This window comes from Streptosporangium sp. NPDC049644, assembly GCF_040675205.1.
GTDB classification, from domain to species: Bacteria; Actinomycetota; Actinomycetes; order Streptosporangiales; family Streptosporangiaceae; genus Streptosporangium; species Streptosporangium fukuiense.
Genome location: NZ_JBFAOJ010000001.1, coordinates 1 through 15768, shown reverse-complemented (window position 1 = coordinate 15768; position 15768 = coordinate 1). Strand labels below are relative to the sequence as shown.

The 15768-nt window shown below is 70.4% G+C and carries 15 protein-coding genes; 9 read left to right on the top strand and 6 right to left on the bottom strand.

Annotation, left to right across the window (positions count from 1 at the left end):
* Window positions 1–83 precede the first annotated feature (83 nt).
* The 3 genes from AB0J58_RS00075 (at window position 84) to AB0J58_RS00065 (ending at window position 3860) form a co-directional block, all read left to right on the top strand.
* Complete coding sequence (locus AB0J58_RS00075; RefSeq protein ID WP_364208055.1) at window positions 84–2249, top strand: molybdopterin-dependent oxidoreductase; 2166 nt, start codon at window positions 84–86, stop codon at window positions 2247–2249.
* A gap of 101 nt (window positions 2250–2350) precedes the next feature.
* Window positions 2351–2905, top strand: a complete 555-nt coding sequence (locus tag AB0J58_RS00070; protein WP_245651701.1) for an HD domain-containing protein — start codon at window positions 2351–2353, stop codon at window positions 2903–2905.
* A gap of 88 nt (window positions 2906–2993) precedes the next feature.
* Window positions 2994–3860 carry a Rieske 2Fe-2S domain-containing protein gene (locus AB0J58_RS00065; protein WP_343980868.1) on the top strand — a complete coding sequence of 289 codons (867 nt, stop codon included), beginning with the start codon at window positions 2994–2996 and terminating at the stop codon, window positions 3858–3860.
* Window positions 3861–3899: 39 nt separating this feature from the next.
* On the opposite strand, the gene AB0J58_RS00060 is transcribed toward AB0J58_RS00065, so the two are convergent.
* From AB0J58_RS00060 to AB0J58_RS00050, 3 genes are all read right to left on the bottom strand, one after another.
* Window positions 3900–4127 (bottom strand): hypothetical protein, encoded by a 228-nt coding sequence (locus AB0J58_RS00060; protein ID WP_364208052.1) that lies wholly within the window; start codon window positions 4125–4127, stop codon window positions 3900–3902.
* A gap of 29 nt (window positions 4128–4156) precedes the next feature.
* Window positions 4157–4912, bottom strand: coding sequence for a sulfite exporter TauE/SafE family protein (locus AB0J58_RS00055; protein ID WP_364208049.1), 756 nt, complete (start codon window positions 4910–4912; stop codon window positions 4157–4159).
* Window positions 4913–5042: 130 nt separating this feature from the next.
* On the bottom strand, window positions 5043–5837 hold the full coding sequence (locus tag AB0J58_RS00050; RefSeq protein ID WP_343961859.1) for an ABC transporter ATP-binding protein: 795 nt from the start codon (window positions 5835–5837) through the stop codon (window positions 5043–5045).
* 66 nt (window positions 5838–5903) lie between these two features.
* Here AB0J58_RS00050 and AB0J58_RS00045 point away from each other — a divergent pair, with 66 nt between their 5' ends.
* Window positions 5904–6623 carry a hypothetical protein gene (locus tag AB0J58_RS00045; protein ID WP_364208046.1) on the top strand — a complete coding sequence of 240 codons (720 nt, stop codon included), beginning with the start codon at window positions 5904–5906 and terminating at the stop codon, window positions 6621–6623.
* 32 nt (window positions 6624–6655) lie between these two features.
* Here AB0J58_RS00045 and AB0J58_RS00040 read toward each other — a convergent pair whose 3' ends face one another.
* The gene (locus AB0J58_RS00040; RefSeq protein ID WP_364208043.1) at window positions 6656–9079 is read right to left on the bottom strand and encodes a serine/threonine-protein kinase; all 2424 of its coding nucleotides are present in this window, start codon (window positions 9077–9079) and stop codon (window positions 6656–6658) included.
* Window positions 9080–9250: 171 nt separating this feature from the next.
* On the opposite strand from AB0J58_RS00040, the gene AB0J58_RS00035 reads away from it, so the two are divergent.
* A complete protein-coding gene (locus tag AB0J58_RS00035) occupies window positions 9251–9970 on the top strand; it encodes a hypothetical protein (protein ID WP_364208040.1) in 720 nt (239 codons plus the stop codon).
* 12 nt (window positions 9971–9982) lie between these two features.
* On the opposite strand, the gene AB0J58_RS00030 is transcribed toward AB0J58_RS00035, so the two are convergent.
* On the bottom strand, window positions 9983–10621 hold the full coding sequence (locus AB0J58_RS00030; RefSeq protein WP_364208037.1) for a response regulator transcription factor: 639 nt from the start codon (window positions 10619–10621) through the stop codon (window positions 9983–9985).
* On the bottom strand, window positions 10618–11766 hold the full coding sequence (locus AB0J58_RS00025) for a GAF domain-containing sensor histidine kinase (protein ID WP_364208034.1): 1149 nt from the start codon (window positions 11764–11766) through the stop codon (window positions 10618–10620). The genes AB0J58_RS00030 and AB0J58_RS00025 overlap by 4 nt, the downstream gene beginning before the upstream one ends.
* 172 nt (window positions 11767–11938) lie before the next feature.
* On the opposite strand from AB0J58_RS00025, the gene AB0J58_RS00020 reads away from it, so the two are divergent.
* The 4 genes from AB0J58_RS00020 to AB0J58_RS00005 all read left to right on the top strand — a co-directional run.
* Entirely contained in the window at window positions 11939–12166 is a 228-nt protein-coding gene (locus tag AB0J58_RS00020) for a 4-oxalocrotonate tautomerase family protein (protein ID WP_364208031.1), read from the top strand.
* Between the two features lie 65 nt (window positions 12167–12231).
* Window positions 12232–14073 (top strand): BTAD domain-containing putative transcriptional regulator, encoded by a 1842-nt coding sequence (locus AB0J58_RS00015; protein WP_364208028.1) that lies wholly within the window; start codon window positions 12232–12234, stop codon window positions 14071–14073.
* A gap of 140 nt (window positions 14074–14213) precedes the next feature.
* Window positions 14214–14759, top strand: a complete 546-nt coding sequence (locus AB0J58_RS00010) for a hypothetical protein (RefSeq protein ID WP_364208025.1) — start codon at window positions 14214–14216, stop codon at window positions 14757–14759.
* Between the two features lie 397 nt (window positions 14760–15156).
* A partial coding sequence (locus AB0J58_RS00005; protein WP_364208022.1) for a hypothetical protein occupies window positions 15157–15768 on the top strand: 612 nt, incomplete at its 3' end.

Here is a 15768-nt window from a genome sequence, read left to right as displayed (position 1 = left end):
AGCCCCCGAGTTCGCCCTCGGGGGCTTCCCCTCGCCCCGCCCTACGGCCATGATGAGTTCACTTGCCGAACTCAGGAGTGCCGATGAGAACAGCGCACCGGACCTGCCCCCTCTGCGAGGCCGTCTGCGGCCTCCGGCTCACCCTCGACGACACCGGGCACGTCACCTCGGTCAAGGGCGACCCGGACGACCCGTTCTCCAGGGGGTTCATCTGCCCCAAGGGAGCGAGCCTGGGCCGCCTCGACGAGGACCCGGACCGGCTGGGCGTCCCGATGATCCGGACGGGCGAGGCGTGGCGCGAGGCCTCCTGGGACGAGGCGTTCCGCACGGTCGAGGAGGGCCTGAAGGGCGTGATCGACACACACGGCCGCCGGTCTCTGGCCGTCTACGTCGGCAACCCGTCCGCCCACTCCATGGCGGGCGCCCTGTACGGCACCCCCCTGATCCGCGCCCTCGGCACCCGCAACGTCTTCTCCGCGAGCACCGCGGACCAGATGCCCAAGCACGTCTCCTGCGGCCTGATGCTCGGCGACCCGCTGGCCATCGCGGTGCCCGACCTGGACCGCACCGACTACCTGCTGATGCTCGGCGCCAACCCGCTGGAGTCCAATGGCTCGCTCTGCACCGCCCCCGACTTCCCCGGCCGTCTCAAGGCGCTGCGCGGGCGCGGGGGCAGGCTCGTGGTCGTCGACCCGCGCCGCACCCGCACCGCCGCTCTGGCCGACGAGCACCTGTTCGTGCGGCCGGGCACCGACGCCTACCTGCTGTTCGGCATCGTCCGCACCCTCTTCGCCGAGGATCTGACCTCGGTGGGCGTCGAGGTCAACGGGCTGGACGAGGTCAGGCGGCTGGCGGAGGACTTCACCCCGGAGACCGTGGCCCCGATCTGCGGGGTGCCCGCCGCGGAGATCGTACGGCTGGCGCGCGAGCTGGCCGCGGCCCCGACCGCCGCCGTCTACGCCCGGATCGGCACCTGCACCGTCGAGTTCGGCACCGTCACGCAGTGGCTGGTCGACGTCGTCAACATCCTGACCGGCAACTTCGACCGCCCCGGCGGGGTCATGTTCGCGAAAACCGCGGTGGAGAACGGCCGCAGGAGCAAGCCGTACACCACGGGACGCTGGCACAGCCGCGTCCGCGGGCTGCCGGAGGCGAACGGTGAGCTCCCGGTGGCCACCCTCGCGGACGAGATCGAGACACCGGGCGAGGGGCAGGTCAGGGGGCTGGTCATGGTGGCCGGCAACCCGGTGCTGTCGGCGCCGGGCGGCCCCCGGCTGGACGCGGCCTTCCGCGACCTGGAGTTCATGGTCTGCGTGGACCCGTACCTGAACGAGACCACCAGGCACGCGAACGTCATCCTGCCGCCGCCCCGGGTGATGCAGTCGCCGCACTACGACCTGTCGCTGCTGTTCGTCGCGGTCCGCAACTACGCGAGGTTCTCCCCGCCGGTCCTGCCGCTGGAGCCGGGACGTCCCTCCGAGGCCGAGATCATGGCGCGGCTGACGATGATCGCCTCTGGGCAGGGGGCGGACGCCGACCCGGCCCTGCTCGACGAGCTGATCCTCGACCAGATGCTCCGCAAGGCGGTCGAGACGCCCGGCTCGCCGATGGAGGGCGGGGACCCGGCCGAGCTGCGTGCCTCGCTGGACGGCGGCAGCGGAGCCGAGATGCGGCTGGACGCCATGCTCAGGCTCGGCCCCTACGGGCTCTCCCTGGCCACGCTCCTGGCGAATCCGCACGGCATCGACCTGGGCGCTCTGGAGCCTCGGCTGACGGAGATCGTCCGTACCGCCTCCGGGCGGGTGGAGCTGGCCCCGCCGCGGCTGGTCGAGGACGTCGCGCGGCTGCGCGGGCGGCTGACCGTGCCCCCCGCGGAGATCGTGCTGATCGGCCGGCGCCACCTGCGCTCCAACAACAGCTGGCTGCACAACGTGGGCCCGCTGGTCGGCGGGACCAACCGGTGCACCCTGCAGATCAATCCGGACGACGTGAGCAGGTTCGGGCTGGGCGAGCACGCGGTGGTCCGTTCGGCGGCCGGCGAGCTGGTCGTACCGCTGGAGCCGACCGACACGATCATGCCGGGGGTGGTGAGCCTGCCCCACGGATGGGGACACGCGGGCACCTCGCAGCTGGTGGCCGCCAAGCACGCGGGGGTCAACGTGAACGCGCTGACAGACGATTCCATCGTGGACGTACCCTCGGGAAACGCCGTGTTCAACGGGGTTCCCGTCACGCTCGGTCGGACATGATCCCATGATCGCTCGGAAAAGGGGGATCGACGCGCATTAGGCTTGCGCGCGTGACCACCCCTTTAGCACAGGACCGTCTACACGCTCAGCTCACCTTCGCCATGGAGATCGACAAGCTCAGACGCATCGTCCGCCGCAACACCCTCATGGACGGGTCGCGGCGGGAGAACGACGCCGAGCATTCCTGGTACGTGGGCATGCTGGCGATGGTCTTGGCCGAACACGCGCCACCGGGCACCGACCTCGACAGGGTCGTCGCGATGCTGCTCGTCCACGACATCGTCGAGATCGACGCGGGAGACACCTTCATCTACGACGCCTCCGCCGTCGAGGCCCAGCTGGGCATCGAGCGCAAGGCCGCCGACCGGATCTTCGGGCTGCTCCCGGACGACCAGGCCGCGCGGTTGCGCGACCTCTGGGACGAGTTCGAGGAGCGCAGGACTCCCGAGGCCAAGTTCGCCAAGGCCCTCGACCGGATCGCGCCCATCATGGCCAATCACCACAACGAGGGCGGTACCTGGTCGCTCTACAAGGTGACGGCGGAACAGGTGCTGGAGAAGGTGAAAATCATCGAGGAGGGGTCGGCGACGCTGGGCGCCTACGCCACCGAGATCATCGCTCTCTCTGTCAGCCGAGGACATTTGGCGCGTGCATAACCCCGTTCCCGGGTAGGTCCCTATGGGTCGAGAGGGGGCGATAGTGAAGGAAAGCGTCAAAACAGGGCGCCGAACTTTTAAGCGTCTGGTGCCCGGGGTCGAGTTCACCGAGCGGATCGAGCGGTCACCCAGGGCCGATCGGCCGATCCGCATACTCGCCAAGGCCGTACGCCGAAGGATCGGTCCCGGCCTGCTCCGTGACCTGCTGCACGGGGTACCGCTCGGCAAACCGCTCCATCCACCGCTCGCCAACCTCAGCCTGGGCCTCTGGGCGGCGACCGCGGTGCTCGACGTGACCCGCTCGGATCCACGCGCGTCGCAACTGCTGGTCGCGGGTGGGCTCGCCACCGCCACCCCGGCGGTGGCCGCGGGCATCGTCGACTGGTCCGCGCTCCACCGCGAGCAGCAGCGGGTGGGGTTCGTGCACGCGATCGCCAACCTGGCCTCCCTCGGGCTCTACGCCGGATCGCTGGTGTTCCGGATGACCGGGCGCGACCGGACCGGCCGGCTGCTGTCGTTCGTCGGGCTGGGTGCCGCGAGCATGGGCGGCTACCTCGGCGGCCACCTCGCCTACCGGCAGGCGGCCGGGTCCAACCACGCCGAGTCCGTCGCCCACCTGGTCCCGCTGGGCTGGCACGACCTGTGCGAGATCGGCGATCTGCCCGACGGACGTCCGGTGACGCGGCGGCTCGGCTACATCGACCTGTTCGTGCTCCGGGTCGGGGGCAGCGTCACGGTCCTCGCCGACCAGTGCGCCCATCTGGCCGGGCCGCTCCACCAGGGGCGCCTGATCTCCGAGGAGGGCACCGCCTGCGTGGTCTGCCCGTGGCACGGAAGCACCTTCAGACTTTCCGACGGTGCCGTCGTACACGGCCCGGCCACCGCCCCCCAGCCGTCCTTCGAGACCCGGATCCGCCGCGACGGCGTGCTCCAGGTCCGTCCCGCCCAGGTATGACGGACCACCTCACCCGGGCGCGACGCCGGCCTGTTCGGGTTATCCGGACTTGCCGTCGGCGGGGTGTTCCACCAGGGCGAGGATCCGGCTGGACATGAACCGGGCGGTGCGCACGGCCGTTCCGCTCCGGGTGACCTCGCTCACCTCGACGACACCGCCGCGTGCGTTGGCCACCTCAACACGGCGTCCTGCTCTGGTGGCGCTGACCTCGTAGGTACGGGAGCTGTCTCCTGCGTCGATGACAACCTCGACCTTGTCACCTTTCATACCTAATTGGTACCCACTAGTAGGCAGGTTCACCCGTACACCAGTTTGACTATCGCCACCACACCGATGCAGACGATGAACCAGCGCAATACCGGAGCGGGCAGCTTCCTGCCGATCCTCGCCCCGAGGAAACCGCCGATCGCGGCGCCCAGCGCGACCATCAGCACCGCCAGCCAGTCGATCTCCGCGATCAGGATGAACAGCGCCGCGGCGGACATGTTGATCAGCAGCGAGAGCACGTTCTTGGCCGCGTTGATCCGCTGCAGGCCGTCGTCGAGGAAACTGCCGAGCAGCCCGATGAGCAGCACGCCCTGCGCGGCGCCGAAGTAGCCGCCGTAGATGCCACAGGCGAAGACACCGACCCAGAGCCAGGGGCCACCGTGCGGCTGGGCGTGCTCCCGCCGGGCGCTCAACCACCTGTTGAGTCTCGGTTGGGCGATCACCAGCACGCACGCCACGCCGATCAGGACGGGCACCACGATGTTGAACGTCTCCGCGGGGAGATAGAGCAGGAGCACCCCGCCGATCACCGCACTGACGATCGTCGGAATTCCCAGCCGGATCAGCCGCTGGCGCTGTCCCTTCAACTCCGCCCGGTAGCCGAGCGCGCCGGTCAGCGAGCCCGGGACCAGGCCGACGCTGTTGCAGACGTTGGCGACGACCGGCGGCATCCCCAGCGCGACCATGGTCGGAAACGTGATCAGAGATCCGGAGCCGACAACGGCGTTGATGCCTCCGGCTCCGATACCGGCCACGAAGATCGCGGCCGCCTCCCACGGTGTCATGAACTCCCCTTCGCTGGTGAGGCTCGCGCCCATGACGAGGTGCACGGCACTTACCGGATGCTAGGAGGAGCCCGGCAGCCGTCTCGCAGCAGGGGTATGCTTTACCGGTTTTTGGACAACCGAAATAGGTTCAGAACTGGTGCGCCCGCGCGTACCACCGGCCGTCCCGCCCCTGATCCAGGCTGAGCGGGACGCTGAAGGTGTGCGACAGGTTCTCCGCCGTCATCACCTGCTCGATCGGCCCCTGGGCCACCACGGAGCCGTGCCGGAGCAGCAGCGCGTGGGTGAACCCGCTGGGCACCTCCTCCACGTGGTGGGTGACCAGCACCATGGTCGGCGCCTTCGGATCGTGCGCGAACGTCGCCAGGCGGCGGACCAGGTCCTCACGCCCGCCCAGGTCCAGGCCGGCGGCGGGCTCGTCCAGCAGCAGCAGCTCCGGGTTCGGCATGAGCGCGCGGGCTATCTGGACCCGCTTGCGCTCTCCCTCGGACAACGTGTTGAACCGGCGCCGGATCAGGTGGGCGCATCCGAACTGGTCGATCAGCTCGACGGCGCGCGTGACGTCGTGGGAGTCGTACTCCTCCGTCCAGCGGCCGAGGATGGCGTACGAGGCCGTGAGCACCAGGTCGATGACCTTCTCCTCCGGCGGCACCTTCTCCGCCAGCGAGGCGCTCGCGAGCCCGATGCGGGGCCGCAGTTCGAAGACGTCGCTCTGGCCGAGCCGCTCGCCCAGAATCTCCACGATGCCCTCGGTGGGGAACAGCATCGCCCCGACCACCTGCAGCAACGTCGTCTTCCCCGCGCCGTTGGGACCGATGACGACCCACCGCTCGTCCTCGTGAACGGTCCAGTCGATCTCCCGCAGCAGGGCCGCCCCGTCCCTGCGGACGGTGACGTCCTGTAGCCGAAGCACCTGACCGCCCATCCCCTACGCCTCCTTGTGAATCGCTGGAACAAAACCTATTGCAGGGTGAGCGCATATCGTGGATCGGTGCACCCTGATTCACCGATCTCGGCCACCCTGGTCTGCTGGGGCAACGCCTGGCTCGCCGGACAGGTCGGCCTCGACGAGGCCGCCGACCGCGTGGAACGACAGGCCGGCCCCCAACTCGTCGCCGCGGAAAGCGGCGACCTTCCCCTCCGCGGGTTCCTCGCCGACCTGCGGATCGAGGGTATGAAGTCGCTGCGACTGGCCCTGCCCGTCCCGGGCGACCCGCTCGGACTCACCGGACCGCCCCCCTTCAACTCCGCGGCCATCGAGGCCGGACAGGCGGCGACAGCCGTGCTCGGTGACAGATGCCTTGGCCTGGTCCCGGTAAAGGACCACCGCGGGTCATCGTACGCCGGGGTTCGCTGGAGCGTGCTGGAGGCCCGGGCCGTGGCACCTGACCTGCCCTCTCTCGCCGAGGCGGAGCACGAGCTGACCCGCGCGATGCGCGTGGCCACCGACGCCATGCTCGGCGTGGAGGGTCCGGCCCAGGGCCACCGGCAGCTGAGAGTCGTCGATGACGGCCTGGCTCCCGGCTATCCCGCCCGCGCCCATCGGGTCGCCGCCCTGGCCGCCCGTCTCTCCGCGGTGCTCCGCATAGCCGACGAGCGGGGGCTCACCTCGGGCCAGCTCGCCGTACGCGCCGAGGCCCTGCGTGAGCTCGATCGCGCGGTGCGCCGGGCCCGGGTGGTCGCCCACCACGCCATCACCGAGCTGGTCTGAGGGCCTGCTCCGAGGGCCTGTCACGGGACGGTTCACCGGCCGGAGGTCAGCTTCCAGAGCTTGACGGTGCGGTCCTTGCCCGCCGAGACGGCCACCATGCGGTCGCCGACGGTCATGACGGCGACCGCGTAGACCCCGCCCTTGTGCGCCTTGATCGCCTTGCCCAGGGGTTCGCCCTCGGCCGGGTCCCAGAGCCGGACGGTCCCGTCCGTGCTGCCCGACACCAGCACGGTGCGCCCGTCCACCGTGCCGAACGCCAGGGAGTAGACGTTGCCTCCGTGACCCTTGAGCGGCTTGCCGATGGTCTTGGAGGTCTTCGGGTCCCAGATCCTGATCTTCTTGTCCTTGCCGCCCGAGGCGATCACGGTGCGGTCGCCCAGCTTGCCGAAGGCCACCGAGAAGACCCGCCCGCTGTGCCCCCGGTAGACCTTGCCGTACCGCTTCCTGGTGACGAGGTCCCAGATCCTCAGCGTCTTGTCGGCACTGGCGGACACGACGACGGAGCGTTTTCCGATCTTGCCGAAGGCGAGCCAGTTGACGTCGTCGCGGTGCGCGGAGACGACTCTGAGCAATCTGCGGCTCTTCAGGTTCCAGAAGCGGAGCGTGCCGTCACCGTCCCCGGTGACGGCGACCGGTGAGCCGTTCACCACGCCCGCCGCGGCGGAGAAGACCGCGATGGGGTGATGGCCGAGAACCCTGCTCTTGCGGGTCTTCAGGTTCCACAGGCGGACGGAGTGGTCGTAGCCGCCGGTCACCGCGTACGGCGTGCCGCCGAAGGTGACGGTGGCGACCGCGTAGACCTCGCCCCGGTGGCCGCGGAGCCGGTGGAGCCTCTTGTGCTCGGCGGGGTCCCATATCCCGAGCGAGCCGTCCTGGCTGCCCGAGACCACCGTGGGCCTGCCCTTGACCTCGGCCTTGGCGAGGGACTGTACGGCCTTGCTGTGCCCCTTGAGCGCCTTGCCGTCCTGACCGTCGAAGAGCACCGCGGCGGGCGGCACGGCGAGCGGCTCGGACGGCTCGGACGGCTCGGACGGCTCGGACGGCTCGGACGGCTCGGAGGCCGGCGCCGTCGTGAGGCTCTCCGCGGGGGCCGGGGGCAGGGCCTGCGAGGCGGCCGTGGAGGGCGGCGTGGCGGGAGCCGAGGGCGACGGCCTCCGCGTGCCGTCATCGGGAGCCGGGGAGCTCGCCGTGGTGTCGCTCCGCATGCTCGGCACCGCCACCAGCACGGCGGTGGCCAGGGCCAGGGCTCCCACGAGCACCCCGGCGACGAGGGCGGCCCGTCTGCGCCGCGTCCCGTGCTCGCCGGGCGCTGTGGGTACCGGTTCACCGAAAAGGTCCGGGTGCCGCGGCGGTGGCGGGGGGTACGCCCCCTGCGGGGACGCGGCCTGCCGGCCGACGGGCGTCAGATTGCCCGGGTAGCGCGCGGGTCCCGCCGGGGAGGCGAAGGGAACGGCCGCGGGCGGAGGAGCGGCCGGGGAGGTGCCCGCCCTGCCGCCCGGAGCGTGGTCGCGGGCCGCGCCGGACTCCCCCTGATCCGCCCCTGACGGCCGCACCCACAACGTCTCGGGAGCGGGCGGCGAAGGCGCGGGCGAGGCGGCGGGTGAAGGTTGTGGAGGTTGTGGAGACTCGGGAGCGGACGCCTCCTCCGACTGGGTGTCCAGAAGCGCGAACAGCACCTCGGAGGCGCTGGGCCGCTCCTCGGCCTGCTTGCTGAGGCACGAGGTGACGATCGGCCGCAGGGTGTCGGGGAGTTCGGACAGGTCGGGGTCCTCGTTCATCACCCTGTAGATGACCGCGGGCACGCTGTCCTGGCCGAACGCGGGCCGCCCGGTCGCGGCGAACACCATCGTCAACGCCCAGCTGAACATGTCGGAGGAGGGCTCGACCCGGTGCCCGGACACCTGTTCCGGCGACATGTAGGCGGGGGTGCCGACCACTCCGCTCGTCACGGTCATCGCCGAGTCGAGGGCCCTGGCGATGCCGAAGTCGATCACGCGGGGTCCGTCGGGACCGAGCAGCACGTTGCTGGGCTTGAAGTCGCGGTGCACGATGCCCGCCCGGTGGATGGCGGCCAGCGCGGTCACGGTGCCGACCGCGAGCCGGTGGAGCACGTTGCCGCCGCGGGGTCCCTCGGCCTGCACGACCCGCTGCAGGGAGACCCCCTCCACCAGCTCGCTCACGATGTAGGGGCGGTCACCGTCCATGTGGGCGCCCAGCACCTGGGCGGTGCAGAACGGCGCCACCCGGCGGGCGGCGGAGACCTCGCGGAGGAACCGGTCGCCGTCCATGCCGGTGTCACTCAGCCTGGGGTGGAGCAGCTTGATCGCCACCATCCCCCCGTCGGGCCCCCGGCCCGCGTAGACCACCCCCTGCGCCCCCTCGCCGAGGCGGCCGAGCAGCCGGTAGTCGCCCAGTGACTCCGGGTCCTCCCTGCGCAACGGGTTCGTGTCCGGCACCTGAGCCTCCCCGTCGTCCAGCCTGCGAACCGCCGCCACCCCGAGTCACCAAAGATACGCAAATAACTAATTTTCAGGTAGATCATTCACGCTTCCGGCGTGTCCTTCTTAAGTCATAATCTTCGAAACAAATGGTGACCCCGGTCACCCCTAGCTCGTGCGGAGACGCCCATGCGCCGAAGCTTCGGCACGCTCCTAGGTCTCAGCCTCATCACTCCGCTCGCGATCGCCCCCAGCGCCTCGGCCGCCACCGCGAACACGCAGTTCCCGGCTTCCCCCAAGGCCCTGGCGGCGACCTGGACGGACGTCTCGGCCGCGGCCCCGTCAGCGGCGAGTCTGGACAGGCCCTGGTCCGCTTTCAAGGTCTCGGTTAAAGCCCCAAAACGGGTCAGAAGCGGCCAAGAGTTCATGTATACGATCAAAATTACCAATCGGGGACCGCAGAAGGCCGACTACTTCTACGTAGGCGGGACCCTCCTGCCGAAAGGCATCAGCAAGACCGTCTACTACAAGGGCCCGAAAGGCACCGACTGCGACTTCTACACCGACGGCTTCTGGTGCGTGACGCCCTGGATCCTCGGCAAGGGCGACTCGGAGACGGTGCGCATCTGGGTCAAGCTCAACAAGCGGACCAGGGGCACCGCGGTCGCCAAGCTCGGCGCCGACACCTGGAACGTCCCGACCGGAGGCGCGGACCTCAGCCGCGACGAGTGGAAGCGGCTGAACTTCCCCCACTGGTACTACCTCAAGACGGTGAAAACCAAGATCGTCCACCCCACTCCGCCCAAACCCAAGCGCAGTGGGGGCGGAAAGTACACCCCGCCACCGCCGCCGCCTCCCCCGCCACCGCCCCCGCCGCCGGGACGGCGTGAGGAGAAGAAGGACACCTGACCTCGCAGCCGGTCAGGCCAGGCCGTTCCGCACCGCGTAGAGGGCGGCCTGGGTCCTGTCCTGCACGCCCAGCTTCATCAGCACGTTGGAGACGTGGGTCTTCACGGTCTTCTCCGCCACGGTGAGCCGTCTGGCGATCTCCCGGTTGGAACGGCCCGACGCGATCAGCGCGAGCACCTCGCGCTCCCGTTCGGTCAACGACGCCGCCCGCCTGTCCTCCGGCGTGGCCGGAAAGGGCCCGGGGAGGGAGAGCATCGCCTCCGCGGCCTCGGGGGCGAGCAGCACCTGGCCGCCGTGCACCGCCCGGATCGCGTGCACGAGCGCCGCCGGTTCGATGTCCTTGTACAGAAAGCCCGCCGCGCCCGCCCGGATCGCCGGGGCCACGTCCTCCCGGTCGCTGACCGAGGTCAGCACGAGCACCCGCGGCGACAGTCCGCGCTCCCCCAGCAGGAGCAGCGCGCCGAGCCCGTCGAGGACCGGCATCTTCAGGTCGAGCAGCAGCACGTCCGGGGCGAGGGTCTCCACCAGGGCGACCGCCTCGGCGCCGTCGGCGGCCTCGCCGACCACGTCGAGGTCCCCCTGGAGGTCCAGGAAGGTACGCAGCCCCTGCCGGACGACCGGATGGTCGTCGGCGATCAGGACGCGGATCACGCCGGCACCTCCATCCGGACGAGCGTGCCGCACCCCGGCTCCGACCTCACCCGCACGTTGCCGCCGACGGCCTCCGCCCGATCGCCCATCGAGGCGATGCCCAGCCCCCGTCCCACGGCGGCGGCCACCTCGAATCCCGTCCCGTCGTCGCTCACCTCCAGAAACACGCGCCCGCCCTCGCAACCCAGCCGTACGCCGACGGCACGTGCCTTCGAATGCCTGGAGGCGTTGTGCAGCGCCTCCTGGGCCACCCGCAGCACGACCGCCTCGATCTCGGGTTCGAGGTCGCACACCGGAGCCTCCTCGAACGAGAACGAGGCCGGGTGGAGCCGGTCGAGCAGGCGGACGTGCTTGCGGAGCGTCTCGGCCAGGCCGTGCCGGTCGAGTTCGGCCGGCCGGAGCTCGACGATCACCGCCCGCAGTTCGGCCAGCGCCTCTCCCGCCAGCCGTTCCACCCGGTCGAGCTCCCGCACCGCCCGTACGGGGTCGCCGGCGACCAGCGACGCCGCGGCCCGCGCGGTGAGGCGCAGCGAGAACAGCTTCTGGGTCACCGCGTCGTGCAGTTCCCTGGCCATCCGGGTGCGCTCCTCCACCAGCGTGAGCTCCCGGCTCCGCTCGTACAGGCGGGCGTTGGTGAGGGCGAGCGCGGCGTGCGCGGCGAACATGGTGAGCAGCCGCTGGTCGGCCTCGGTGAAGCCGCCCGGGGCCCGCTTGTTGGACAGGAAGATGATGCCGAGCACCTCGTCCCCGTCGAGGATCGGCACACCGAGGAAGTCCTTGAGCACCGGGTGGGCACGGGGCCAGGATTCGAACCGGGGGTCCCTGCGGATGTCGGGAAGCCTGACCGGCACGCCCTCGCGCAGCATGGCGCCGAGCATGCCGTGCTGGCGGGGCGTGGGCCCGATCGCGTCCCACTCCTCGTCGGAGATGCCCTCGGCGACGAACTCGGCGAACGCCCCCTGGTCGTCGGGCACCCCCAGCGCGGCGTAGCGGGCGTCCAGCAGCCGCCCCGCCGACCGCACGATGACGCCGAGCACCTCCCGGACCGACAGATGCCTGGTCACCGCGAGGACGGCCGAGCTCACCGCGTGCAGCACGGCGTCCAGGTCCTCACTCTCGGAACTCTCGGAACTCTCGGAACTCACGGAACGACTCTAGACCCGGCCCGCTGAGAGCTCGGAGCCACCGTTCGGCGGCGGCGTGCGAGGGAGCGGGCACGGCTCGATCCATCACACGCTCGCTCACACCCACGTACCGGATGGTTCAGGGCATGGACACGCCGGGTGTGCCGGCACACCATACGAACGGAGGGGACCAATGCCACTCATCAATGTGAAGGTCATCGAAGGGGTGTTCACCGACGCCCAGAAGTCCGAGATCGTGAAGACGCTCACCGAGGCGATGGTCGCCATCGAGGGCGAGAACATGCGCTCGGTGACCTGGGTCGTCGTCGAGGACGTCAAGAGCGGTGGCTGGGGCATCGGCGGACTGCCGCTGACAACCGCGGACGTGAGGGCCCTGGCCGCGGGCACGCCGGTCGGCTGACTCAGGCCCGGTGGACGGACGCCTGTGGCGGCCGGTACCACGACCGAAGCCGAGGAGGTGCGTTCATGTTGACGATCCGGTTGCTGGGGCCGCCGGCCATCGAGCGGGACGGCCGGCCGGTCCGTCCGCCGCGGGGGCGGAAGGCGTGGGCCCTCCTCGGCTACCTGCTGCTGGCGGAGCGGCCACCCAGCCGTAAGCGCCTGGCCGAGCTGCTCTTCGGCCAGGCCGACGACCCGCTGGGAGCCCTGCGCTGGACGCTCGCCGAGCTGCGCCGAGCCCTCGGCGTGCCCGACCTGTTCGGTGGTGATCCGGTGGTCACCACATTCGGTGACGACGTGGCCGTCGACGTCCATCTGCTCACCCGCGAATACGCCGACCCCTCCGTGCTCCTGGACCTCGGCGGCGAGCTGCTCGAAGGTGTGCTCCCGGCCTCCAGCCCGGAGTTCGAGTCGTGGCTGCTGGTGGAGCGGCACCGTGTCTCGGCCACCGTCGAGGCGCGGCTGCGCCAGGCGGCGGTCGCCCTGATGGCGTCGGGGCGCGCGGGTGACGCGATCGCGTACGCCTCGCGTGCGGTGGCTCTCAACCCGCTTGAGGAAGGCAACCACGAGCTGTTGGTGCGGAGCCTCGCGGTGACCGGCGATCGAACCGCCGCCCTGCGGCAGGTCGCGGTGTGCGAGGACGTCCTGCGACGTGAACTCGGTGTCGAGGCCTCCGCGGCGCTTCGGGAGGCGGCGGCCGTGGGCTTGGGTTCCCTGACGGCGCTGCCGCTGGGCGGTCAGGCCGCGGCCTCCAGCCAGCTCGAAGCGGGCCGCGCCGCCATCGCGGCCGGTGCCGTCGACGCCGGCCTCCAGTGCCTGCGCCGGGCCGTGGTCGAAGCGGCCCGCTGCCGGGATGCCGCGCTGCAGGGTCGTGCGCTGGCGGCCCTGGGGGGCGCGCTGGTCCACGCGGTGCGCGGCCGGGACGAGGAGGGGGCAGTGGTGCTGCACGAGGCGATCCTGCTGGCCACTCGGACGGGCGACCGCGCCACCGCCGTGACGGCTCACCGGGAACTGGGGTTCGTCGAGGTGCAGGCGGGCCGGCGCGGAACCGCCGACGTGTGGCTGGCGAAAGCGCAGGCGATGGCCGAGACCGACGAGGAGCTCGCCGCGGTTCTCGGTGTTCGTGGCATGAACGCCTCCGACCTCGGCGACTACCCGGCCGCCTTCGAGCACCTCGGGGAGTCGGTCCAGCGGGCCGGTGGCTGTGCCGATCGCCGGCAGGAGGCGTGGTCGCTGTCGATAACGGCTCGGGCACACCTGCTGCGCGGCGAGCACAGCCAGGCCGCCGTCGCGCTGTCCCGGTCTCTGGAGCTGGTGCACGAACAGCGCTGGATGGCCTTCCTGCCCTGGCCGCAGACCCTCCGGGCCGAACTCGATCTGTACACCGGCGAGACGGACATGGCGGCCGACCGGCTCGAACAGGCGTGGGTGATGGCCTGCCAGCTCAACGACCCGTGCTGGCAGGGCATGGCCGCGCGCGGTCTGGGCCTGCTCAACGCCGGCCGGGGCGACCGGGTCGCGGCCGGGGAATGGTTCGGTGAAGCGGCACTCCGCTGCAACCGGGTACCCGACCGCTACCAGTGGGTCCACGCGTACGTGCTGGACGCGATGATCACCACCGCCCTGGATCACGACGACCAGGACCGGGCCAGGCCGCTCGTCGCGACCCTGGCGTCGCTGACCGCCCGCTGTGAGATGCGCGAACTCGTGGTGCGTGCGCACCTTCACCGGTACCGCCTCGGCGATCGGCAGGCGCTCACGTCCGCTCGGCTGCTCGGCGCGGACATCGACAATCCCGCGCTGACCGAACTGCTCAACGGTTCCGAACCGGCCGTCCCGTCGAGGAGGCGACGTCGCGGGACCGGGTGAGAGAGGCGGAGACCCCGAGGCGTCGTCCGGCCGCTCACCGTTCGGCCGGCCAGTCAGTCACAAGGAATCCACAAGTGGGCTCCCGCATGCTGATCGCAGTACCCAACGGGGGATCACCGAATTCCGACTGGAGTAAAGAAATGCGCCGGCACCTGACCGCCTTCGCCGCCATCGCCCTGGCGGGAGGCATGCTGCTCACCCCTGGAACCGCGAACGCCGCGGCTCCCCGGATCACCGCCCCGCAGGGGGCGGTCCAGGCCGACAAGCCGCTCGCGCCGCTGAAGCTGACCGTCACCTACCCTCGCAGGGCCTGGGCGGGTGACTCGTACGTCTACACGCTCACGACCAAGAACGTGGGCAAGTGGTACACCGACATCGCCTACATCGGCGGCTACCTTCCCTCGCAGGTCTCCAAGGTCCGCGTCATCCGCAAGCCCGCCGGGTCGTACTGCGAGATCTCCGGCCGCGAGGTGGGCTGCCTGCTCGACACCCTGAACCCCGGGAAGACGGCCACCATCAAGGTCAGGGTCTGGTTGAGGAACAGCGCCAGGGGCACCGCGACCGCCGATTTCGGCTCGGCCTCGATCGACGTCCCCGCGGGCGGGCTCGGCACCTTCGACATCCACGGCATCGACATCGGCAGCGACGTCAAGTACGTGCGGGTGAAGACCCGGGTGCTCCGCTAGCCGGCCGATCGTTCCGCGCGTGTCACCGTCCCCTTAGGTCAATGACGCGGCACGCGCGGATGGATTCGGCCTGTTTTATACCCCGAAGTCCCTTTTCTGGATTTCCAGAAACCAACTTTTCGCGATTCGGGTTCCGCACGGAACCCGGACCTCCACCCGGCTCGGGGTCCCGCCCCTCTCCGGGCTCAGGTCGTCCCGGGGCCCGGCTCCCGCCAGGCGGGCCGGGCGGCGCGGTCACCACGCGCTTCGCGCCCCGCTCAGCCCGACGTCACGCCAGGCGTTCCACTAAATACACAATTGAATATTGATTTCTCCTCACATCTATATGTGTGATAAAACGCTGGAACTTTATGGGACGTTCCAGGCGTCCCCCAACCCTCCAGCTGGGAGACGTTTGATGCGCCACCCGATCTCCAGGATCGTCGCCCTTGCTCTGGTCGCCCCGCTGGCCGGTGGCATGCTGCTCACCGCCCCCGCCTCGGCCGCCTCCACGCAGGCGCCCGCGGCGACGGTCAAGTCCGCGGCCGAACCGTTCTCCTCCTTCGCGGTCACGGTTTCCGCGCCGAAGAAGGCGAAGGCCGGCGGAAAGATCACTTACCGGATCAAGGCCGTCAACAAGGGTCCCTACGAGGCCGACGCCTTCTACATGGGCGGCCTGCTGCCCAAGGGGGCCAAGGCCACCGCGGTCTCCGCGCCCAAGGGCACGGAATGCGGCAACTACGAAGACGGTTTCTGGTGCTTCACCCCCTACGCCCTTGATATCGATGACTACGAGATCATCACGATCACGGTGAAGCTCGGCAAGAAGTCGGGGCGGACCGCCGAGGCCATCCTGGGCGTCGACACCTACGACCTCCAGACCGGCGCCGAGGACCTCTCCCGGGACGAGCTGGAGCGTCTGGGCACCAAGAGCTGGTACTTCGTGAAGAAGGTCAAGACCAAGATCGTGATGCGGACGCCTGGCACGCTGGTGGCCGTGGCTGTGCCGCCGTGCGCCTCGGCCAGGTTG